This is a genomic window from Spirillospora sp. NPDC000708 (assembly GCF_040299565.1).
Taxonomy (GTDB): domain Bacteria; phylum Actinomycetota; class Actinomycetes; order Streptosporangiales; family Streptosporangiaceae; genus Spirillospora.
The window spans coordinates 191,564-214,526 of sequence record NZ_JBEPCJ010000004.1 but is presented as its reverse complement, the minus strand read 5'-3'; the positions used below and the strand labels follow the sequence as shown (position 1 = coordinate 214,526).

Sequence of the window (22,963 nt, the reverse complement as noted above, 5' to 3'; positions counted from 1 at the left end):
CACCGCGACGCCGGGTGGGCGGCGGGCCGGGGCTCGGGAATCCCGAGCACCGGTCCGCCGCCCTGCCGCGTCAGGCGGGGACCTCCAGCGTGCGGTGGATCTCCTTGATGACGCCCGGCTGCTGGTCGGCCAGGTAGAAGTGGCCGCCCCGCAGCACCGTCAGCGTGAAGCGGCCGTCGGTGAGCGTTCCCCACCCCTTGGCCTGCGCCTCGGTGACGTGCGGGTCGGCGTCCCCGATGATCGCGGTGACCGGGACGGCCAGCCGCGTCCCCTCCCGGTGCTCGTAGGACTCGATCAGCGCGAAGTCGTTGCGCACGTACGGCAGGACCAGCTCGCGCAGCTCCGGGTCCCGCAGCGCCTCGGTGTCGGTGCCGCCGAGCTCCGCCATCGCCTCGACCACGCCGTCGTCGTCCCGGTCCGCCACGCGCTCGCCGCCCCGGTCGTGCGGGGGCCGGGCGCCGGAGGCGAAGACGTGCACCGGCGGGGTGCCCCGCTCCTGGAGCAGCCGCGCCACCTCGTAGGCCAGCACGGCGCCCATGCTGTGCCCGAACAGCGCCGCCGGCCGGTCCATCAGCGGCGCCATCGCCCCGGCGACGAGCCGGGCGAGCTGGTGCGCGTCGGTGACGAACGCGTCCGCCAGCCGGTCGGCGCGGCCCGGGTACTGGACGGCCTGCACCTCGACGGCCGGGCTGACCGCCTTCGCCCAAGGCCGGTAGAACACCGCGGACCCGCCCGCGTGCGGCAGGCAGAACAGCCGCATCGACGCCCACGGCCGGGTCTCCGGGCAGCGGAACCAGCTCACGTGATCAGCTCCTCCTCCTGGTACCGGCGGGACGCCGCGCGCGGGTCGTGCGGCAGCGGCCACGGCGCGACCCGCGGGTCCGGGACCAGCTTGGCCGCGGTCGTCTCCGCCGCCACCTTGAAGCCGCGGCGCCGGTAGTTGGCCATCGCGTTCGGATGATCGAGCGTACTGGTGCGCAGCCACACCCGCGAGGCGGGACCGCTGCCGGCGGCCCACAGCTCGCCGCGCTGCCACGCCCGCCGGGTGCACTGCTCGACGAGGTGGCCGCCGTAGCCGCGGCCGACGAACGCCGGGGTCAGCCCGACGAGGTGGATCTCGGTGTCGCCGCCGGGCTGGGCCTCCAGCTCGAAGAACCCGGCGATCGTCCCCTCGGCCATCGCGAGCCAGGTGGACAGCTCGGGGCGCTCCACCCAGGCCCGCCAGTCGGCGTGCGTCCAGGGGAAGCGGTCCGTCCAGCAGACGCGGGCGCCGACCATCGCGTACAGGGCCCGGTTGACGTCCGCGGACGGCACCCCGGCCAGGGTGAAGGTCATCTCGACGCCGGGCAGCGGCGCGGGCCGCAGGTCGGCGGCGTCGAGCATCTCCATCGCCCACTCGGTGACCGCGGGGATCTCCAGGGCGCGCCCCGCCGCCGGGTCACTCACCCATGGCCTCGATGAGGCTCTTCGGCCGCATGTCGGTCCAGTTCTCCTCGATGTACTCCAGGCAGGCCTGCCGGGTGTCCTCGACCTTGGCGACCGTCCATCCGTCGGGGACCTCGGCGAACGACGGCCACAGCGAGTGCTGGCCCTCGTCGTTGACGAGGACGACGTACGTGCCGTCGGCGTCCTCGAAGGGGTTCGTCATCGGAGTCCCTTTCCAGTGTTCCCAGGTGTCTGGTCGTTGACGTGCAGTTTGTCGAGTTTCGCGGCGAGCACGGCGCCCATCTCGGCGGCCGGGCCCGGCTCCAGCAGGAAGTGGTGCTCGACGTCCAGGGGGTAGTCCTCGATCTGCCCCTCGACGAGCGGCCCCCAGTTGGACGGCCCGGTCGGCGAGTCCGCGGTGCGGCCCCGCAGGGCGGTGAAGAAGACGACGTCGCCGCGGTACCGGCCGGGCCGGTACCGCTCGGCCTGGCGCAGGCCGTTCTCGTAGTTGCGGTAGACGTTGACGAGGTCGTCCTCCTGGAGGGTGGCGAGGGCGTCGTCGCGTTCGGCGAGCACGGCCATGATCTGGGCCATGTCGGGATTGCCGTCGCCGGCGACCATCCGCGCGTCGATCCCGATCGACTCCAGCAGCTCGGGGAGGATCTCCCGCTTCTCCGCCTCCAGGTCCTGGGTGTGGTAGGCGTCGATGAGCCCGAGCAGCCCGACGCGCTCCCCGGCCTCCTGGAGCCGGACGGCCATCTCGTAGGCGATGAGGCCGCCGAGCGACCAGCCCACGAGGTGGTAGGGGCCGGACGGCCGGACGGCGCGGATCCGCTCGATGTAGTCCCGCGCCATCTCCTCGACCGAGCCGGGCAGGTCCTCGCGGGTGAACGCGCTGCCCTGGAGGCCGTAGATCGGCTGGTCGGGGCCGAGGTGGCGCTGGAACTGCAGGTAGCTCCAGGCGAGGCCGCCTGCGGGGTGGACGAAGAAGACCGGCGGCCGGGTCCCGGTGGTGCGGATCGGCAGGAGCATCTCGAAGCCGAGCCGGTCCTCGGGCTCCCCGGCGCGCAGCAGCGCCTCGACGGTCTGGTGGGTGAACACGTCGCGGGGCGTCAGCTCGATCCCGGCCTGGCGGGCGCGGGTGACGAGCTTCAGCGCGGCGATGCTGTCGCCGCCGAGGTCGAAGAAACTGACGTCGGCGCCGACCCGGTCGAGGCCGAGGACGTCCGCGACGATCCCGCAGAGCGCCTCCTCATCGGGGGTGGCGGGGTCACGCCCGGCGGCGGCCTCGGCGTAGTCGGGCGCGGGCAGGGCCCGCCGGTCGAGCTTGCCGTTCGGGCCGACGGGGAAGGTGTCGAGCCGGACGAACGCGGCGGGCACCATGTACTCCGGCAGCCGCGCCGCGAGGAACTCCTTGAGCCCGTCGGTCCCGGGCGCGATGACGTACGCGACGATGGTCTTGGCGCCCGGGGCGTCCTGGCGGGCGACGACGGCGGCGTTCGCGACGTCCGGGTGCGCGGTGAGCGCGGCCTCGATCTCGCCCAGCTCGATCCGGAACCCGCGGACCTTCACCTGCTGGTCGGCGCGGTCGACGTATTCGAGGGCGCCGTCGGGGCGGTGCCGGACGAGGTCGCCCGTCCGGTACATGCGGGACCCGGGCGGCCCGAACGGGTCGGGGACGAACCGCTCCCCCGTCAGGGACGCGCGCCGCAGGTAGCCGCGGCCGACGCCCGGCCCCGCGATGTAGGCCTCGCCGACGACGCCGGGCGGGACGGGCCGCAGCGCCGGGTCGAGGACGTACGTCCGCCGGTCGTCCATGGGGTGCCCGAGCAGCGCGGACGTCTCGCCGGGGGCGGCGAGCAGCCGGGGCCGCTGCCGGTCGATGGTGGTGTAGGTGGTCGCCTCGGTGGGGCCGTAGACGTTGCCGACCTCGGTGTCCGGGCAGGCGGCGAGGACCCGGCGGACCGCGGCCATCGAGCCGGACTCGCCGCCGGTGAGCACCTCGCGGAGCCCGGCGAACGCCTGAGGCCGCTCGTCGGCGATCAGGTTGAACAGCGTCGTGGTGAGGAACAGGCCGGTGAGGCCGTGCGCGCGGACCAGCTCCTCGACGGACTCGCCGGTGAGGTGGCCGGGCGGCGCGACGACGGTGGCGCCGCCGTGCAGCAGCGGCGTCCAGATCTCGTAGATGTGCGCGTCGAAGGCGTGCGGGGAGTGGAAGAGCACGCGGTCGTGGGCGCCGCCGCGCAGCTCCCCGTCGGTGGCGAGGCTCACCGCGTCGCGGTGGCGGAGCATGACGCCCTTCGGCACGCCGGTCGAGCCGGAGGTGAACAGCACGCAGGCGAGCTGCTCGGGATGGCACGGGACGTCCGGGGCGATGGCGGGCTGCGCGCCGGTCTCCGGGTCGTCGTCCACGACGACGACGTGCGCGGAGGTGTCGAGGCGGTCGACGCGGCCGCGCATGGCGGTGTCGACGAGCAGGACGGGCGCGTCGACCTCGGCGATGGCCCACGCCGTCCGCTCGGGCGGGTAGGCGTGGTGGATCGGCGCGTAGGCGCCGCCCGCCTTGAGCACGGCCAGGGACGCCACGACGCCGGCCGCCGACCGCTCCACCAGAACCGCGACGGGCGTCTCGCGGCGGACGCCGAGCCCGGCGAGGCGGTGCGCCAGCCGGTTCGCGCGCTCGTCCAGCTCCGCGTAGGTGATCGTCTCCCCGCCCGCGACGACGGCCTCGGCGTCCGGGGTCTGCGCGAGCTGCTCGGCGAAGCGGCCGGTCAGCGTGCCGGCCCGCCGCTGCGTGCCGGCTCCCTGCCAGGCGCGCAGCACGAGGTCGCGTTCGTCGTCCTCCAGCACGTCGATGCGGCCGAGCGGCAGGCCGGGGCGGTGCGCGACGGACTCCAGGATCCGCACGAACCGCCGCATCAGCCGCTGCGCCCCGTCCTCGGTGAACAGGTCCGTGCGGAAGTCCAGCCGCAGCGACAGGCTCTGTCCGCCCCGACCAACCGACCCCGACCGACCTCCCGGGCCCGGGACGGCGGCGAGGGTCAGCGGGTAGTGGGTGGCGTCGTGGCCGTCGACGTTGTGGAGGGTGAGGCCGCCGAGGTCGGCGCCGGCGGCGTCGGGGTCGAACGGGTAGTTCTCCAGGACGGTCATCGTGTCGAACAGCGGCCCGGTCCCGGCGAGCCGCTGCACGTCCGACAGGCCGAGGTGGTGGTGCTGCATCAGCGCGGCCTGCTCGTCCTGCAGGCGGGCGAGGGCGGCGGCGACGGTGTCGGCGGGGCGGACCCGGACGCGGATCGGCAGCGTGTTGATGAACAGGCCGATCATCTGCTCGACGCCGGGCAGCTCGGGCGGGCGCCCGGACACGGCGGCGCCGAACACCACGTCCGTCGCGCCGGTGAGGCGGCCGAGCAGGACGCCCCAGCCGAGCTGGAGCACGGTGTTGAGGGTGACGCCCTGGGCGCGGGCGCGCGCGGACAGCGCGGCGGTGAGGTCCTCGGTGAGCCGGATCCGGACGCGGCCGGGCTCGGCGACACCGGGCTCGCCGGCACCGGGCGCGACGAGGGTCGGCCCGTCGACGCCGTCGAGGGCGCGTCGCCAGGCGTCCTCGGCGGCGGCGCGGTCCTGCCCCGCGATCCACGCGAGGTAGTTCTTGTACGGGGTGACGCGCGGCATGCCGGTGTCGTCGCCCTTGGCGAGGTACAGCGCGAACAGCTCGGTCTGCAGGACGGGCGTGGACCAGCCGTCCAGCAGGATGTGGTGGTTGGTGAACACCATCCGGTGCAGGCCGTCCGCCAGCCGGATCAGCAGGAAGCGCAGCAGCGGCGGCCGGGTCATGTCGAACGGGCGGGCCCGCTCGGCCTCGGCCAGCTCCCGCGCCCGCGCGTCCCGCTCGGCCTCGGGCAGGCCGGTCAGGTCGGCGTCCTCCCACGGCAGCCGGACGGCGCGGTGCACGACCTGGACGGGCGAGCCCTCCTTGCGCTGCCGGAACCCGGCGCGCAGGTTCGCGTGCCGGCGCAGCAGGGTCGCGGCGGCGGCGCGCAGGGCGGCCACGTCGAGGGGGCCGCGCAGGTCGAACACGATCTGCGCGGTGTAGACGTCGTGCCCCGAGTCGTACAGGGCGTGGAAGAACAGGCCCTGCTGCAACGGGGACAGCGGGAGGATGTCCTCAAGCTGCGACTTGCTCAATCCAGCTCCCATTCACCGTCGAGTTCGGCGGCGAGCTCGTCGATCTCGTCCTGGCTGACGTCGACCAGCGACAGGTCGGAGGGGGTGAAGCCGCCCACGGGCTCGTCGGCGGGCGCGTCCACGACGTGCGCGACGAGGCCGCGCAGCGCCGCGAACCAGCGTTCGGCGAGGTCGCGGACGGCGTGCTCGTCGAACAGGCCGCCCGCGTAGGTCCAGGTGGCGCTGAGCTCGGGGCCGTCCGGAAGGTCGCGGGTGTGGGCGTTGACCTCGACGGCGTGGACGAGGCCGAGCGCGTCGTCCTGCCCGCCGCCGAGCGCCTCGGCGTCGGCCTGCCCGGCGGGCCCCCAGTCGGTGGCCTCGGGCACCGCGGACCGGCCGAGGTAGTTGAAGGCGATCTGCGGGTGCGGGCGGCCGCCGAGCCGCCGCGCGGCGGCCGGGTTGAGGTGGCGCAGCAGCCCGTACCCGATCCCGTTGTCGGGGATCTCCCGCAGCTGCTCCTTGACCCGCTTCAGCGCGGTGCCGACGGCCTGCCCGCCCTCGCGGACGTCGCCGGGCTCGACCCAGCCGGCGTCGAGCCGGACGGGGTGGATCGCGGTGAACCAGCCGGCGGTGCGGGACAGGTCGACGCCCGGCACGATCTCCTCGCGGCCGTGGCCCTCCAGGTCGATGAGGACGGCGGTGTCGTCGCACACGCCCCGGTCGCGGCGCCATTCGGCGACGGCGAGGGCGAGGCCGGTGAGCAGGACGTCGTTGGCGCGGCCGTGGAACGCGGCCGGGACGTCGGTGAGCAGCGGCCCGGTGACGTCGGCGGGCAGGTGGAGGGTGAGGTGCCGGGCCGTCCCGAACGTGTCGGCCTTCGGGTCCAGGGGGCGGGCGCCGAGGGCGGGGTCGGGGGTGGCGAGGACGTCCTCCCACAGCGCCAGCTCGGCGGTGCGGGACGGGTCGGACGCCTCCGCGACCAGGCGCTGCGCCCAGCGGCGGAACGAGGTCGGGACCGGGTCGAGGGTCCCGCCCGCCCAGGCGGTGACGAGGTCGGGCAGCAGGATCCGCCAGGACACGCCGTCGACGACGAGGTGGTGCAGGGTCAGCAGCAGGCGGCCGGACGCGCCGGGGCCGGCGTCGAACCAGACGAGCTGCGCCACCGTCCCGGCCCCGGGGTCGAGGCGGTCGCGGGCGGCGCGGGCCTGCTCGGCGAGGACGGCGCGCAGCGCGCCGCCGTCAAGGCCGGTGACGTCGACGCGATGGACCAGCGGCGCCGCGTCGACCGCGCCGGGCTCGGCGACCTCGAACTCGCCGTCCCGCACGCGGAGCCGCAGCATGTCGTGGTGGTCGACGAGGGTCTGGAGGGCCGCCGCCAGTTCCCCGGCGCCGAGGCCGGGCGGGACCTGCAGCAGCATCCGCTGGCTGTAGCCGGTGGTCGGGCCGTCCAGCTCCTGGAACCAGCGCATGATCGGGGTGGCAGGGACCTGGCCGACGCCCGCGCCGGGCGCCTCCGCCTCGATCCGCTCGCCCTCGCCGACGGGGCGCGACGCCGCCGCCAGCTCCTCGACGGTCTGGTGCTGGAACACCTCGCGGGGCGTGATGACCAGGCCGGACTGCCGGGCGCGCGACACGAGCTGGATCGCGATGATCGAGTCGCCGCCGAGGTCGAAGAACCCGTCGTCGATCCCGACCCGCTCCAGGTTCAACACCTCGGCGAACAGCCCGGCGAGCGTCTCCTCCTCGGGCGTGCGCGGCGCGCGCGACGACGCCTTGGCGGCGAAGTCGGGCGCGGGCAGCGCCGCGCGGTCGAGCTTGCCGTTCGTGGTGAGCGGCAGCGCGTCGAGCACCACCACGGCGGCCGGGACCATGTAGTCGGGCAGGCTCCGGCCCGCGAACGCGCGCAGCTCCGCCGGGTCGGTCTCGCCGGTGGTCACGACGTAGCCGATCAGGCGGTCGTCGCGGACGACGACGGCCGCGTCCGCCACGGCGTCGTGCCGGGTCAGCGCGGACTGGACCTCGCCCAGCTCGATCCGGAAGCCGCGCAGCTGCACCTGCTGGTCGGCGCGGCCGAGGTATTCGAGCGTGCCGTCGGCGCGCCGGCGGCCGAGGTCGCCGGTCCGGTACATGCGGGTGCCCGGCTTGCCGTGGGGGTCGGCGACGAACCGCTCGGCGGTCAGGCCGGGGCGGTTGAGGTAGCCGCGCGCCAACCCCGGGCCCGCGACGTACATCTCCCCCACCACGTTCGGCGGGACGGGCTGGAGCCGCGCGTCGAGCACGTAGACGCGCAGGTCCGGGATGCCGGTACCGATGACGCTGCCCGGCGCGGTGGCCGCGGAGACCCGGTCGAGCGCGAGGTACGAGACGTGGACGGTCGTCTCGGTGATCCCGTACATGTTGACGAGGGTCGGCGCGTCCTCGGCGTGGCGGGAGTACCAGTCTTCGAGGCGTCCGAGGTCGAGGGCCTCGCCGCCGAACACGACGTACCGCAGCGCGAGATCCGCGCCCGGGTTCGCCTTGTCGGCGGCCATGAGCTGGTAGAACGCCGACGGCGTCTGGTTCAGGACGGTGACCCGCTCGTCGGCCAGCAGCTTCAGGAACTCGTCCGGCGACCGCGACGTCAGGTACGGGACCACCACGAGACGGCCGCCGTGCAGCAGCGGCCCCCACAGCTCCCACACCGAGAAGTCGAACGCGTAGGAGTGGAACAGGGTCCAGACGTCGTCCGGGCCGAAGTGGAACCACTCTTCGGTGGAGCGCAGCAGCCGGACGACGTTCTGGTGCGGGACCACGACGCCCTTGGGACGCCCGGTCGACCCCGACGTGTAGATCACGTACGCGGGATGGTCGGGCGAGACCGCAACGCCTAGGTTCGCGTCGTCGTAGCCGGACGCGTCCAGGTCGCCGGGACGCAGGGTCAGGACGGGGGCGGCGTCCTCGACCATGTACGCGATGCGGTCCTCGGGGTAGTCGGGGTCGATCGGAACGTACGCCGCCCCGGCCTTCAGGACCGCGAGGATCGCGACGACGAGATCAGCGGAGCGCGGCAGCGCCAGCGCGACGAACTGCTCCGGGCCGACGCCCTGCTCGGCCAGGCGCCGCGCCAGCCGGTTCGCCCGCGCGTTCACCTCCCCGTACGTCAGCGACACGCCCTCGAACGACACCGCCACCGCCCCCGGACGCGCCGCCGCCTGCGCCTCGAACAGCGCCGGGATCGTCGACCGCTCCACCTCCGGCGCCTTGCCGCCCGCCCACTTGCGCAGGATGGTGCGGCGTTCGGCGCGTTCCAGGATCTCGGCGGTGCCGATGGGGGCGTCCGGGTCGGCGACGAGGTCGCGGACGAGCCGCTCGAACCGTCCGGCGATCGCGGCGGCGGTCGCCGGGTCGAACAGGTCGAGGGCGTATTCGAGACCGGCCTCGATCCCGTCCGGCGCGCCGTCGCCGCCGTGCCGCTCCTCCAGGTAGAGGGACAGGTCGTACTTCGCCGTCCCGGCGGTGAGCGGCTCCGCCCCGCCGGTGAGGCCGTCCATCTCCAGGCGCGCCTCGGGGTTGTTCTGGAACGACAGGGCGACCTGGAACAGCGGGTGACGGGCCATCGACCGCGCCGGGTTCAGCACCTCGACGAGCCGCTCGAACGGCAGGTCCTGGTGGCCGTAGGCGGCGAGGTCGGTCTCCTTCACCCGCGCGACCAGCTCGCGGAACGACGGGTCGCCGGAGGTGTCGGTGCGCAGGACGAGCATGTTGACGAACATGCCGACGAGGTCGTCCAGGGCCTCGTCGGTGCGGCCCGCGATCGGCGACCCGATCGGGACGTCGGTGCCCGCGCCGAGCCGGGTCAGCAGCGCGGCGAACGCGGCCTGCATGACCATGAACAGGCTCGCGCCGCTCTCCCGGGCGAGCCGCAGCAGGCCCGCGTGCAGCTCGGCGTCCAGCTCGAAGGCGTGCGTGCCGCCCCGGTAGGACGCCTCCGGCGGGCGCGGCCGGTCGGTGGGCAGCCGCAGCTCCTCCGGCAGTCCCGCCAGCGCGTCCCGCCAGTACGCGATCTGCCGGGAGATCAGGCTGTCCGGGTCGTCCTCGGACCCGAACAGCTCGCGCTGCCAGAGCGTGTAGTCGGCGTACTGGACGGGCAGCGGCGCCCACTGCGGCGCCCGGCCCTCCGCGCGCGCCGCGTAGGCGAGGACCACGTCGCGGGCCAGCGGCGCCATCGACCAGCCGTCCGCCGCGATGTGGTGCAGCACCAGCACCAGGACGTGCGCGCCGCCGTCGTGCGTGTCACCGTCGTGCGTGTCACCGTCGAGGGCGAACAGCCGGGCCCGCAGCGGCGGCTCCACCGACAGGTCGAAGCCCCGCCCGACCTCGGCGGCGAGCGCCGCCGGCAGCGCCGCCTCGGCGACGGGGGCGACGTCGAGGCGCGGCCGGGCGGCGGCCGGGTCCAGGACGAGCTGGCGGGCGCTGCCCGACCCGTCCGGGAAGATCGTCCGCAGCGACTCGTGCCGCTCGACGACGTCGGCGAGCGCGGCGCGCAGCGCGTCCAGGTCGAGGGCGCCCTCCAGCCGCAGCGCGACCGGCATGTTGAACGTCGCGGACGCGCCCTCGAACCGGTTGAGGAACCAGAGCCGCTGCTGCGCGTACGACAGCGGCACGACCTCGGGGCGCTCGGCGCGGCGCAGCGGCGGCCGCACGTCCCCGCCGGCCCCGGCGAGCCGCTCGGCGAGGCCCGCGACCGTCGGGGCCTCGAACAGCGCCCGGACGGGCAGCTCGGCGCGCAGCGCGGTCCGGATCCGGCCGACGAGGCGGGTCGCGGTGAGCGAGTCGCCGCCGAGGTCGAAGAACCCGTCGTCGACGCCGACCCGCGGGACGCCGAGGATCTCCGCGAACAGCCCGCAGAGGATCTCCTCCTGCGGGGAGCGCGGCGCGCGGCTCACCGGCGCGCCGGTGTCGGGCGCGGGCAGCGCGGACCGGTCCAGCTTCCCGTTCACGGTCAGCGGCAGCGCGTCCAGCACGGTGAACGCCGGGACCATGTAGTCGGGCAGCCGCTCGGCCGCGGACCGCCGCAGCGCGGCGGCGTCCAGGCCCGCCGCCCGGTCGGCGGGCACCACGTAGGCGGCGAGCCGCCGGTCGCCGGGCCGGTCCTCGCGGACGACCACGGCGGCTTGTGCGACCCCGTCGAACCCGGCGACGACGGCCTCGATCTCCCCCGGCTCGACCCGGAACCCGCGGATCTTGACCTGGTCGTCGGCGCGGCCCAGGTACTCGATGGTGCCGCCGGGGAGCCAGCGGGCGAGGTCGCCGGTCCGGTACATGCGGTCGCCCGGCGCGCCGAACGGGTCGGCGACGAACCGCTCGGCGGACAGCCCCGGCCGCCCGAGGTAGCCGCGCGCGAGCTGCGCACCCGCGAGGTACAGCTCGCCGGGAACGCCCGCGGGCGCGGGCTGGAGCGCCGCGTCCAGCACGTAGGCGCGCGTGTTGCGGTGCGGCCCGCCGATGGAGACCCGCTCGGACCGCGCGACGACCTGGTTCATCGTGTCGATGGTCGACTCGGTCGGGCCGTAGAGGTTCCGCGTCGTCAGGCCGGGGACCCCGCGCAGCTCGTTCCAGAGCGCGTCGCCGACGGCCTCGCCGCCGAGCAGCAGGTGCGAGGGCAGGTGGCGGCCGTCATCGTCGAGCAGGCCCGCCTCGCGGAGCGAGGCGAAGTGCGACGGCGTGGTGTTGACCAGGTCGATCCGCGCGCGCGCCACGTACGCGGTGTACGCCTCGACGTCCCGGCGCGTCGCGTCGTCGATGAGGTGCAGCTCGTGGCCGTGCATCATCCACAGCAGCCCGTGCCAGGACGTGTCGAACGAGAACGACGCGAGGTGCGCGAACCGCATCCGGCGCCCGCCGGCCGCCGCGATCGCCGGGTCGATGAACGCGTCCCGGTGCGCCTCGAAGTAGTTCAGGACGCCGGTGTGCGGGATCGTCACGCCCTTGGGGCGCCCCGTCGATCCGGACGTGTAGATGACGTAGGCGGCGTTGCCCGCCCGCAGCGGCCGGACCCGGTCGGCGTCGGCGGGGTCGCCGGGGTCGCCGGGGTCGTGCTCGGGCCCGCTTCCGCCCAGCGGCAGGTCCTCGGCGGTGAGGGTGAGCGCGGGGCGGCAGTCGTCCAGCATGTACGCGATGCGGTCCGCCGGGTACTCGGGATCGACCGGCACGTACGCGGCGCCCGCCTTCAGCACGCCGAGGATCGCCACGACGATCTCGGGCGTGCGCGGCAGGACGATCGCGACGCGGTCCTCGGCGCCGATCCCCCGCGCGATCAGCTCGTGCGCGAGCCGGTTGGCGCGCCCGTTCAGCTCGGCGTAGGTGAGGGACGTGTCGCCGCACACGAGGGCGGTCTCGCCAGGGGTGCGCGCCGCCTGCGCCTCGAACAGCGCCGGCAGCGTGCCGGACGGGACGTCGGCGGCGGTGTCGTTCCAGCGCGCCAGGGCGGCGCGCTCGTCCTCGCTCGCCAGCGGGACCGCGCCGATGAGCTGGGACGAGTCCTCCGCGAACGCCTCCAGGAAGCGGCGGACGCGGGCCAGCAGCGCCTCGACGACCTCCCGCTCGAACACGTCGGGCCGGTAGTGCAGGCGCAGCGACAGCCGGTCGTCCGGTACCGCGACGAACGACAGCGGGAAGTGCGTCGCGTCGTAGGAGTCGGCGGCGGCGATGCGGACCCCGTTCAGCGAGCCGTCCAGCATGGCCGGGTCGAACGGGTAGTTCTCCAGCACCGTCATCGTGTCGAACAGCGCGCCGCCGTGGCCCGCGACCCGCTGGATGTCGGTGAGGCCGAGATGGTGGTGCGCCAGCAGCGCGGTCTGCTCCTCCTGGAGCCGCTCCATCAGCGCGGCGAGCGGCTCGTCCGGGCGGTGCCGGACGCGGATCGGCAGCGTGTTGATGAACAGGCCGATCATCTGCTCGATGCCGGGCAGCTCCGGCGGGCGGCCTGACACGGTCGCGCCGAACACCACGTCCTCGCTGCCGAGGAACCGGCCGAGGACCAGGCCCCACGCGCCCTGCAGCACGGTGCTGAGCGTGACGCCGTGCCGGCGGGCGGCCCGGGACAGCCGGCGGGTGGTGCGCTCGTCCAGCTCGGCGGCGGTGCGCTCCGGCGGGCGCGGCGCGCGTGCGGCGGCCTCCGGCGCGACGAGGCTCGGCTCCTCCACCCCGTCGAGGGCGCGGCGCCACGCCTCCTCGGCGGCGGCGCGGTCCTGCTTCGCCAGCCACGCCAGGTAGTTCTTGTACGGGGTGACGCGCGGGAACCCGGCGTCGTGGCCGCCCTGCACGTACAGCATGAACAGCTCGGTCGCCAGGATCGGCGTGGACCAGCCGTCCAGCAGGATGTGGTGGTTGGTGAAGATCAGCCGGTACCGCTCCGGGCCCGTCCGGACCAGCACGAACCGCAGCAGCGGCGGCGCGGTCATGTCGAAGCCGCGCGCCCGCTCCCGCGCCACGATCGCGTCGGCCTCGGCGGCGTCCGCCGCCTCGGTCTCCTCCCACGGCAGCTCGACGGTGCGCGGCACGACCTGCACGGGCCGCGACAGGTCCTCGTGCCAGAACGCGGCGCGCAGGTTGGAGTGCCGGCGCAGCAGCGTCTCGGCGGCCGTCCGCAGCGCCCCGGCGTCCACCGGCCCTTCGAGGTCGAGCACGATCTGCGCGGTGTAGACGTCCCTGCCGTCCGCGCCGTCGCCGTCGCCGCCCTCGCCGCCCTCGCCGCCCTCGGCGTCGAACAGCGCGTGGAAGAAGAACCCCTGCTGCAAGGGAGACAGCGGCAGGATGTCCTCGAGGTCCCCCCGGTTCACGACTGGCCCCTCCACGCGTTCTGCAGCTTGTCGATCTCGCTCTGGTCCAGGTCCACGAGCAGGTCGGACGGGGTGAACCCGCCGGCGGGGGCGGCGTCGCCGGCGGCGGCGACGTGCGCGACGAGGCCGCGCAGCGCGGTGAACCAGCCGTCGGCCAGCTCCCGGACGGCGGCCTGCTCCAGCAGCCCGCCGGGCCACGTCCACGTCGCCGACAGCAACGGGCCGCCGGGCACGTCCCGGGTGATCGCGTTGATCTCCAGGACGTGCGCGACCGGCATCCGCGGGTCCTCGCCCGCGGGCGTCTCCTCGGGCGCGATCGTCCAGTCGCCGTCCCCGTCGCCGGGCGCGACGCGGCCGAGGTAGTTGAACGCGATCGGCGCGGCGGGCGGTTCGGCGAGCTCCTCGGCGGCGTCGCCGCCGCCGTAGCGCAGCAGCCCGTACCCGATGCCGCCGTCCGGGACGGCGCGGAGCTGCTCCTTCACCTTCTTGATCGCGGTGCCGACGGCGGCGCCGCCGTCGCGGACCGCGGCCCAGTCGGCGGCGCCGGCGTCGAGCCGGACGGGGTGGATGGAGGTGAACCAGCCGGCGGTGCGGGACAGGTCCACGCCCGGCACGACGTCCTCGCGGCCGTGGCCCTCCAGGTCGACGAGCACGTCCGTGCCGCGGCCGGCGCCGTGCCGGCGGCGCCACTGCGCGACGGCGAGGGCGAGGCCGGTGAGCAGGACGTCGTTGGCGCGGCCGTGGAACGCGGCGGGCACGTCGGTGAGCAGCGGCCCGGTGACGTCGGCGGGCAGCTCCACGGTCAGCGACCGGGCGCGGGCTGCGATGTCCACGCGCGGGTCGAGGGCGCGCGGGGCGAGCCGCTGGGGCGGGCCGTCCACGATGTCGAGCCAGTCCTCCAGCTCGTCCTCGCGGTCGGCGGCGGTGGCGGTGAGCCGCTGCGCCCACCGGCGGAACGAGGTCGGGACGGGGTCGAGGGTCCCGCCCGCCCAGGCGGTGACGAGGTCGGGCAGCAGGATCCGCCAGGTGACGCCGTCCACGACGAGGTGGTGCAGGACGACGAGGAGGCGGCCCTGCTCGCGGCCCGCGTCGAACCAGACGAGCTGCGCCGTCGTCCCGGCCTCGGGGTCGAGGCGGTCGCGGGCGGCGGCGGCCTGCTCGGCGATGACCACGGCGAGCTTGTCGGCGTCGAGGCCCGCGACGTCCACCCGGGTGACGAGGGCGGCGGCGTCCACGGCGCCGGCCTGCCGGACGACCGGCTGCCACCGGTCGCCGTCGGCGTCGAGGCGGAGCCGGAGGACGTCGTGGTGGTCCAGGACGGTCTGGAACGCGGCCGTGAGGCCCTCCGCGCCGAGCGCGGGCGGGGTGCGCAGCAGCATCGACTGGTGGAAGCCCCTGATCAGGGACGCGTCGCCGCCGACCCGGTCGCGGAGCCACGCGACGATCGGGGTGACCGGGACCGGTCCGACGCCCGCGCCGGGCGCCTCGGCCTCGACGCGCTCGTCCTCGCCGACCGGCCGCGCGACCGCGGCGAGCTCCTCGACGGTCTGGTGCTGGAACACGTCGCGGGGCGTGATGACCAGGCCGGACTGCCGGGCCCGCGACACGAGCTGGATCGCGATGATCGAGTCGCCGCCGAGGTCGAAGAACCCGTCGTCGATCCCGACCCGGTCCAGGGTGAGGACCTCCCGGAACAGACCGGCGAGGGTCTCCTCCTCCGGCGTGCGGGGCGCACGAGAGGACGCCTTCGCGGCGAAGTCGGGCGCGGGCAGCGCCGCGCGGTCGAGCTTGCCGTTGACGGTCAGCGGCAGCGCGTCCAGCTCCACGACCACGGCCGGGACCATGTGGTCGGGCAGGTCGCCGCTTGCGAACTTGCGCAGCTCGGCGGGGTCGACGGGCGCCGAGGCGACGACGTAGGCGACGAGGCGGTCGTCGCGGACGACGACGGCGGCGTCCGACACGGCGTCGTGCCGGGCCAGGGCCGCTTCGATCTCGCCCAGCTCGATGCGGAAGCCGCGGAGCTGCACCTGCTGGTCGCTGCGGCCCAGGTATTCGAGGCGGCCGTCCTTCAGCCACCGCCCGAGGTCGCCGGTCCGGTACATGCGGGTGCCGGGGGCGCCGTGCGGGTCGGCGACGAACCGCTCCGCGCTCAGGCCGGGACGGTTGAGGTAGCCGCGCGCCAGCCCCGGGCCCGCGACGTACAGCTCACCGACGACGCCCGGCGGGACGGGCTGGAGCCGCTCGTCGAGGACGTAGACGCGCAGGTCCGGGATGCCGGCGCCGATGACGCTGCCCGGCGCGGTCGCGGCGTAGGCGCGGTCCAGGGCGATGTACGAGACGTGCACCGTGGTCTCGGTGATCCCGTACATGTTCACGAGGGTCGGCGCGTCCTCGGGGTGCCGCGAGTACCAGTCCTCCAGGCGGCCCAGTTCGAGGGCCTCGCCGCCGAACACGACGTACCGCAGCGCGAGATCCGCGCCCGGGTTCGCCTTGTCGGCGGTCATGAGCTGGTAGAACGCCGACGGCGTCTGGTTCAGGACGGTGACCTGCTCGTCGGCCAGCAGCTTCAGGAACTCGTCCGGCGACCGCGACGTCAGGTACGGGACGACGACCAGGCGGCCGCCGTAGAGCAGCGAGCCCCACAGCTCCCAGACGGTGAAGTCGAAGGCGTAGGAGTGGAACAGCGTCCACACGTCGTCGGGGCCGAAATCGAACCAGTGCTCCGTCGAGCGCAGCAGCCGGACGACGTTCTGGTGCGGGACCACGACGCCCTTGGGACGCCCGGTCGACCCCGACGTGTAGATCACGTACGCGGGGTGGTCCGGCGAGACCGGCACGCCGAGGTTCGCGTCGTCGTAGCCGGACGCGTCGAGATCGTCCGGGCCGATGGTCAGGACGGGGGCGGCGTCCTCGACCATGTACGCGATGCGGTCCTCGGGGTAGTCCGGGTCCATCGGGACGTAGGCGGCGCCCGACTTCAGCACGGCGAGGATCGCCACGACCAGGTCCGCCGAGCGCGGCAGTTTCAGCGCGACGAACTGCTCCGGGCCGACGCCCTGCTCGGCCAGGCGCCGCGCCAGCCGGTTCGCCCGCGCGTTCACCTCCCCGTACGTCAGCGACACGCCCTCGAACGACACCGCCACCGCCCCCGGACGCGCCGCCGCCTGCGCCTCGAACAGCGCCGGGATCGTCGACCGCTCCACCTCCGGCGCCTTGCCGCCCGCCCATTCGCCGAGCACCAGGTCGCGCTCGGCCGGGTCGAGGACGTCCGCGGCGCCGATGGGGGCGTCCGGGTCGGCGAGCAGCGCCGACAGGTACCGCTCGAAGCGGGCGACGAGCCGCTCCGCCGTCGCCGGGTCGTACAGGTCGAGCGCGTACTCCAGCTCGCCGTCGAGGCCGTCCTCCCGCTCGGTGAGGACCATCAGCAGGTCGAACCGGGACACGCCGGCGTGCAGCGGCTCCGCCTCGGCGGTGAAGCCGGGCAGCTCCAGCCGCGCCTCCGGGTTGTTCTGGAACGTCAGCCCGACCTGGAACAGCGGGTGCCGGGCGAGGTGCCGCGGCGGGTTGAGGACCTCGACGAGCCGCTCGAACGGGACGTCCTGGTGCGCGTAGGCGGCGAGGTCGGTCTCCTTGACCCGCGCGACCAGCTCGCGGAACGACGGGTCGCCGGAGGTGTCGGTGCGGAACACCAGCATGTTGACGAACATGCCGACGAGGTCGTCCAGGGCCTCGTCGGTGCGACCCGCGATCGGCGACCCGACCGGCACGTCCGTGCCCGCGCCGAGCCGCGTCAGCAGCGCCGCGAACGCGGCCTGCGCGACCATGAACGGGCTGGCGCCGGTGTCGAGCGCGAGCCTCCGCAGCGCCGCGTGCACGTCGGCGCCGAGCCGGAACCGGGCCGTCGCGCCGCGGTAGGACGCCTGCGCCGGACGCGGCCGGTCGGCCGGCAGTCCGAGCTCCTCGGGGAGCCCGGCGAGCGCGTCCCGCCAGTACGCGATCTGCCGGGAGATCAGGCTGTCCGGATCGTCCTCCGACCCGAACAGCTCCTGCTGCCAGAGCGTGTAGTCGGCGTACTGGACGGGCAGCGGCGCCCAGTCCGGCGCCCGGCCCTCCACGCGCGCCGCGTAGGCGGTGAGGACGTCGCGGGCCAGCGGCGCCATCGACCAGCCGTCGCCGCCGACGTGCTGCAGGAGCAGCAGCACGACGTGCTCGTCCGGCGCGAGCCGGAACAGGTGCGTGCGCAGCGGCGGCTCCGCGGAGATGTCGAAGGCGTAGCCGGCCGCCATGGCCAGCCGCGCCGGCAGCTCGGCCTCGGCGGTCTCGGTGATCTCCAGCTCCGGCCGGGCCGCGGCCGGGTCCAGCACCTGCTGGCGCGGCACGCCGCCGCTGTCGGGCAGGATCGTGCGGAGCGTCTCGTGCCGCCCGACGACGTCGCCGACGGCGGCGCGGAGCGCGCCCACGTCGAGCGGGCCGCGGACGCGCAGCGCGATCGGCATGTTGTAGGTCGCGGACGGTCCCTCGAACCGGTTGAGGAACCACTGCCGCTGCTGCGCGTACGACGGCGGGACGGTCTCGGGCCGCTCCCGGGGCTCCAGCGCGGGACGTCCGGGCGCGGCGTCCCGGCGGTCCAGCAGCGCGGCGAGCCCGGCGACGGTCGGCGCCTCGAACAGCGCGCGGACGGGCAGCTCGGCGTCCAGCGTCCGCCGGACACGGCTGACGACCCGCATCGCGATCAGCGAGTTGCCGCCGAGCGCGAAGAAGTCGTCGTCGGCGCCGACGCGGTCGAGGCCGAGCAGGTCGGCGAAGACGGCCGCGACGGCCTCCTCCCGCTCCCCCGACGGGGCCCGGAACGCGGTGGCGGGGACGGCGGGCGCGAGGTCCGGCTTCGGCAGCGCCCTGGTGTCGACCTTGCCGTTCGGGGTGAGCGGCAGCTCGTCCAGCACGACGACGGCGGCGGGGACCATCGCCTCGGGCAGGTTCGCGCGGACGTGCGCGCGCAGCTCCTCCGGGTCGACGGCCTCGCCGGGCGCGGCGACGACGTAGGCGACGAGGCGCTTCTCCACCGGCCCCGCGGCCGGTTCGGCGACCTCGACGAGGGTGACACCGGGCAGGTCGAGGCCGTCCACGGTGACGGCGGCGCGGGTCGCGGCGACCTGTTCCAGGGTGCGCAGGTACCAGCCGGCGAGCCGCTCGGCGGTGCCCGCGTCGAACAGGTCCCGCGCGTACTCCAGGACGCCGCTGAGGCCGCCGTCCGGGGCGCCCTCCAGCAGGAACTCCAGGTCGAACTTCGCGACGCCCGGGTCCACCGGCTCGACCGCGACGTTCAGGCCGGGCAGCTCGACGGACGCCTCGGGGTTGTTCTGCAGGGTCAGCATCACCTGGAACAGCGGGTGCCGGGCCAGCGACCGGACCGGGTTCAGGACCTCGACGAGCCGCTCGAACGGGACGTCCTGGTGCGCGTAGGCGGCGAGGTCGGTCTCCCGGACCCGCGCCAGCAGCTCCGCGAACGACGGGTCGCCCGAGGTGTCGGTGCGGAGCACGAGGGTGTTGACGAACACCCCGACGAGGTCGTCGAGGGCCTGGTCGGTGCGGCCCGCGATCGGCGAGCCGATCGGTACGTCGGTGCCGGCGCCGAGCCGGGTGAGCAGCGCGGCGAGCGCGGCCTGCAGCACCATGAACACGCTGACCTGGTGGTCGCGGGCGACGGCGCGCAGCCCCTCGTGCAGCTCCGCCGGGACCTCGAAGGCGGCCCGCCCGCCCCGGTAGGAGGCGCGGTCGGGGCGCGGCCGGTCCAGCGGGAGGGCGATCTGGTCGGGCAGCCCGGCGAGGGCGTCCTTCCAGTAGGCGATCTGGCGGGCGGCGAGGCCGTCCGGGTCGTCCTCGGAGCCGAGCAGCTCGCGCTGCCAGAGCGCGTAGTCGGCGTACTGGACGGGCAGCGGCGCCCACTCGGGCGCCTTCCCGTCGCGGCGCGCCAGGTAGGCGGTGACGACGTCGCGGGCCAGCGGCGCCATCGACCAGCCGTCGCCCGCAATGTGGTGCAGGACGAGCAGCAGCAGATGCTCGTCCGTGCCGAGGCGGTACAGGTGGGCCCGGAGGGGCAGGTCGGACGCCAGGTCGAAGCCGCGGGTGGCGTCGGCGAACACCGCCCCGAACAGGTCGCCGGGGTCGGCGTCGCCGATCGTCAGCGGCGGGTCGGCGTCGGCCGGGTCCAGGATGATCTGGACCGGTTCGCCGTCGGCGTCGCCGAAGACGGTCCGCAGCGACTCGTGCCGGGCGACGACGTCGCGGAGCGCGGCGCGCATCGCGGCGACGTCGACCGCGCCGGTCAGCCGCAGCGGGATCGGCAGGTTGTAGGTCGCGGTGAGGCCCTCGAGGCGGTTGAGGAACCAGAGCCGCTCCTGGGCGTGCGACACCGGCAGCGGGTCGGGCCGCTCCGCCGGCCGCAGCGCGGGCCGCCGCGCCTCGCCGCCGGACGCGGCGATCCGCTCGGCGAGGCCGGCGACGGTCGGCGTCTCGAACAGCGCCCGGACGGGCAGCTCGACGTTCAGCGCGGCGCGCGCCCGCGCGACGACGCGGGTCGCCTTCAGCGAGTCGCCGCCGTGGTCGAAGAACCCGTCGTCGACGCCGACCCGCTCCACCCCGAGGACGTCGGCGAAGATGCCGGCGAGGATCTCCTCGCGGGCGTCGCGCGGGCCCCGCGCGGACTCCGGCGCGGCGAGGTCCGGCTCGGGCAGCGCGGCACGGTCCAGCTTCCCGTTCGGGTTGAGCGGCATCGCGTCCAGCGCCACGATCGCCGACGGCACCATGTACGCGGGCAGCGTCCGGCCGACGAACCCGCGCAGCTCCTGCGCCGGCACCGCCCTTGCGTCGGGGCCGACGACGTAGCCGACCAGGACGGTGTCGCCGGCGGCGTCGCGGCGGGCGACGACGACGCTCTGCGTCACCGCGGGATGCGCCGACAGCGCCGCCTCGATCTCGCCCAGCTCGATCCGGAAGCCGCGGACCTTCACCTGGTGGTCGAGGCGGCCGAGGTACTCGATGTTCCCGTCGCGGTTCCAGCGGACGAGGTCGCCCGTCCGGTACATCCGCTCGCCGGGGCCGCCGAACGGGCAGGCCACGAACCGGTCGGCGGTCAGCCCCGGGCGGCGCAGGTAGCCGCGCGCGAGGCCGTCGCCCGCCACGTACAGCTCGCCGGGCACGCCGACCGGGACGGGCCGCAGCCGCTCGTCCAGCACGTACGCGCGGGTGTTGGCCATCGGGCCGCCGATCGGCGCCATCCCCGAGGCGTTGCCGTCGTCGAACCAGCCCGTCACGAAGACCGTCGCCTCGGTGGGCCCGTAGATGTTGGAGATCCGCGCGTCCGGCAGCAGCGCCCGGACGTCGCGCAGCAGCCGCGGCGAGAGCGCCTCCCCGCCGAGCGCCACGTCCCCGACCTCGAGCCGGAAGTCCTTCCGCGCCAGCAGCACCGACACCGCCGACGGCACGCCGCTGATCAGGGAGCCCGACCAGCCGCCGCGCTCGGCGACCTCCAGCAGGTCGCGGACGATCTCGATCTCGCCGCCGGCCGTCAGCGGCACCAGCCACTCGAACAGCGACACGTCGAAGTTCAGCGACGTGGAGAACAGGACGCGCCGCATCCGCTCGGGCCCGTAGCTCACCATCGACTCGGCGCAGAAGTCGACCACGTTCGCGTGCGAGATGACGACGCCCTTGGGGCGGCCCGTCGAGCCCGAGGTGTAGATGACGTAGGCGGGGTGGGCCGGGCGGAGCGGCCGGACGCGCTCGGCGTCGGTGAGGTCGTCCCCCGGCAGGCCGCCGAGGTCGAGGACGTCGAGCTCGACGCGGGGCGTGCCGCCGGGCAGCTCGGCGGAGCGGGTCGTGATGACGCAGGCGGGCGCGGCGTCGTCCAGCATGTAGGCGATACGGTCCGCCGGGTAGGCGAGGTCGATCGGCTGGTAGGCGGCGCCCGCCTTCAGCACGGCCAGCGCCGCGACGACGAGGTCCTCGTCGCGCGGGAGGGCCAGCGCGACGAAGTCCTCCGCGCCGACGCCGCGCGCGACGAGGTGCCGGGCGAGCCGGTTCGCGCGGGCGTTGAGGTCGGCGTAGGAGAGGCGGACGTCGCCGGCGGCGACGGCCGTCCGCGCGGGGGTCCGCGCCGCCTGGGCCTCGACGAGCTCCGGCACGACGGCGGGCGCGACCGGGTGCGCCGTGTCGTTCCACCGCCGCAGGACGAGGTCGCGCTCCGCGTCGTCGAGCAGCTCCACGTCCCGCAGCGGCGTCGACGGGTCCGCCTCGCCGAGCGCGCGCATGAACCGGACGTACCGCTCGTGGTGCGCGGCGACCTGCTCCTCGGTGTACAGGTCGGGGTGCGCCTCGAAGTCGACACGGATCCCGGCGCCGTCGAGGTTGTCGTAGATGTTGATCGCGAGGTCGTCGATCGGGCCGATCGTGATGGCGTGCATCCGCGCCGGCAGCCCGGCGAAGTCGAGCCGGTAGTCGAACGCCATGATGTTGATGACGGGGCCGTAGAGCCGGCGCCGCTCGCCGAGCAGCTTCAGGTCGCGCAGCAGGTCCTCGCGGCGGTACCGCTGGTGCCGCAGCGCCCGCGCGCTCGCCCGCGTCGCCGCGCGGACCAGCTCGTCCACCGTCATGTCCGGCCGGACCTGGACGCGCAGCGGCAGGATCGTCGACAGCATCGCCGGCGTCTCCCGCGCGATCCGCGTGGTGCGGCCGCTGACCGCGAGGCCGAGGATGACGTCCTCGGTGCCGGTCATCCGCGCCACGTACGCGGCGGTCGCCGCGATCGCGAGACCCTGGGTGGCGGTGCGGAGCCGGCGCGCCCCCGTCGCGAGCGCCGCGGACTGCTCCGGCGGGACGACCTCGACCCGGCTGATGAAGTCGGCGGTCGGCTCGGCCATGTCGTCGGCCAGGCTCACCGCGACGGGCTTGTCGGCGAACCGCTCCGTCCAGTAGGCGCGGTCCCGCTCGAACCGCTCCGACGCCCGGTACTCCTCCTCCTCGGCGAGGACGCGGCGGTAGTCGCCGAGCTCCGCCGGGACGTACTCGCCGCCGTTCGCCAGCGAGGTGTACACCTCGGCGGCCCGGTGCATGATCAGCGGCCCGCTGTGGCCGTCCTGGATCGCGTGGTGGGTGCGGATGAACCACCGGTGCAGCACGGGCGACAGCCGCAGCATCGCGGTGACGAACAGCCGGTCGCCGTCCAGCGGCAGCGGCTCCGCCATCCGCGCCTTCATCCACGCCCGCGCCGCCGCGTCCGGGTCGGGCTCGACGGACAGGTCCACCAGCGGGATCGAGACGCTCGCGTCCGGGTCGAGGACCTGCCGCACCGCGCCGTCCCGCTCGGCGAACCGGGCGTGCAGCGCCAGCACCTCGTGCGCGCCGATCCGCGCCACCCGGTCGAAGAGTTCGTGGTCGAGCGGGCCCTCGATCTCGATGTACTGCGCGATATGGATCGGCGTTTCGGGCGCCAGCTGCTGCGCGTACCAGACGCTCTGCTGAGCGGCCGATAGAGGAACGTACTCGGTGGACGACAT

The 22,963-nt window shown here is 75.0% G+C and carries 6 protein-coding genes; all 6 read right to left on the bottom strand.

The window, feature by feature from the left end; translation table 11 throughout:
- Positions 1-70 precede the first annotated feature (70 nt).
- The 6 genes from ABT299_RS05195 to ABT299_RS05170 are packed head-to-tail and all read right to left on the bottom strand — an operon-like array spanning position 71 to position 22,963.
- Positions 71-802 carry an alpha/beta fold hydrolase gene (locus ABT299_RS05195; protein ID WP_190866511.1) on the bottom strand — a complete coding sequence of 244 codons (732 nt, stop codon included), beginning with the start codon at positions 800-802 and terminating at the stop codon, positions 71-73.
- Positions 799-1,446 carry a GNAT family N-acetyltransferase gene (locus ABT299_RS05190; RefSeq protein ID WP_433151794.1) on the bottom strand — a complete coding sequence of 216 codons (648 nt, stop codon included), beginning with the start codon at positions 1,444-1,446 and terminating at the stop codon, positions 799-801. Before ABT299_RS05190 ends, ABT299_RS05195 begins: the two co-directional genes overlap by 4 nt.
- Positions 1,439-1,648 (bottom strand): MbtH family protein, encoded by a 210-nt coding sequence (locus tag ABT299_RS05185; RefSeq protein WP_500249828.1) that lies wholly within the window; start codon positions 1,646-1,648, stop codon positions 1,439-1,441. The genes ABT299_RS05190 and ABT299_RS05185 overlap by 8 nt, the downstream gene beginning before the upstream one ends.
- Positions 1,645-5,610, bottom strand: coding sequence for an amino acid adenylation domain-containing protein (locus ABT299_RS05180; RefSeq protein WP_500249827.1), 3,966 nt, complete (start codon positions 5,608-5,610; stop codon positions 1,645-1,647). The genes ABT299_RS05185 and ABT299_RS05180 overlap by 4 nt, the downstream gene beginning before the upstream one ends.
- The gene (locus tag ABT299_RS05175; RefSeq protein WP_500249826.1) at positions 5,607-13,409 is read right to left on the bottom strand and encodes an amino acid adenylation domain-containing protein; all 7,803 of its coding nucleotides are present in this window, start codon (positions 13,407-13,409) and stop codon (positions 5,607-5,609) included. Before ABT299_RS05175 ends, ABT299_RS05180 begins: the two co-directional genes overlap by 4 nt.
- Positions 13,406-22,963, bottom strand: coding sequence for an amino acid adenylation domain-containing protein (locus ABT299_RS05170; RefSeq protein ID WP_500249825.1), 9,558 nt, complete (start codon positions 22,961-22,963; stop codon positions 13,406-13,408). The genes ABT299_RS05175 and ABT299_RS05170 overlap by 4 nt, the downstream gene beginning before the upstream one ends.

What these genes read in the sequence shown, in the direction of transcription:
- ABT299_RS05185 (WP_500249828.1), bottom strand. Translation starts at nt 1,648, where the DNA reads ATGACGAACCCCTTCGAGGACGCCGACGGCACGTACGTCGTCCTCGTC.
- ABT299_RS05170 (WP_500249825.1), bottom strand. Translation starts at nt 22,963, where the DNA reads ATGTCGTCCACCGAGTACGTTCCTCTATCGGCCGCTCAGCAGAGCGTC.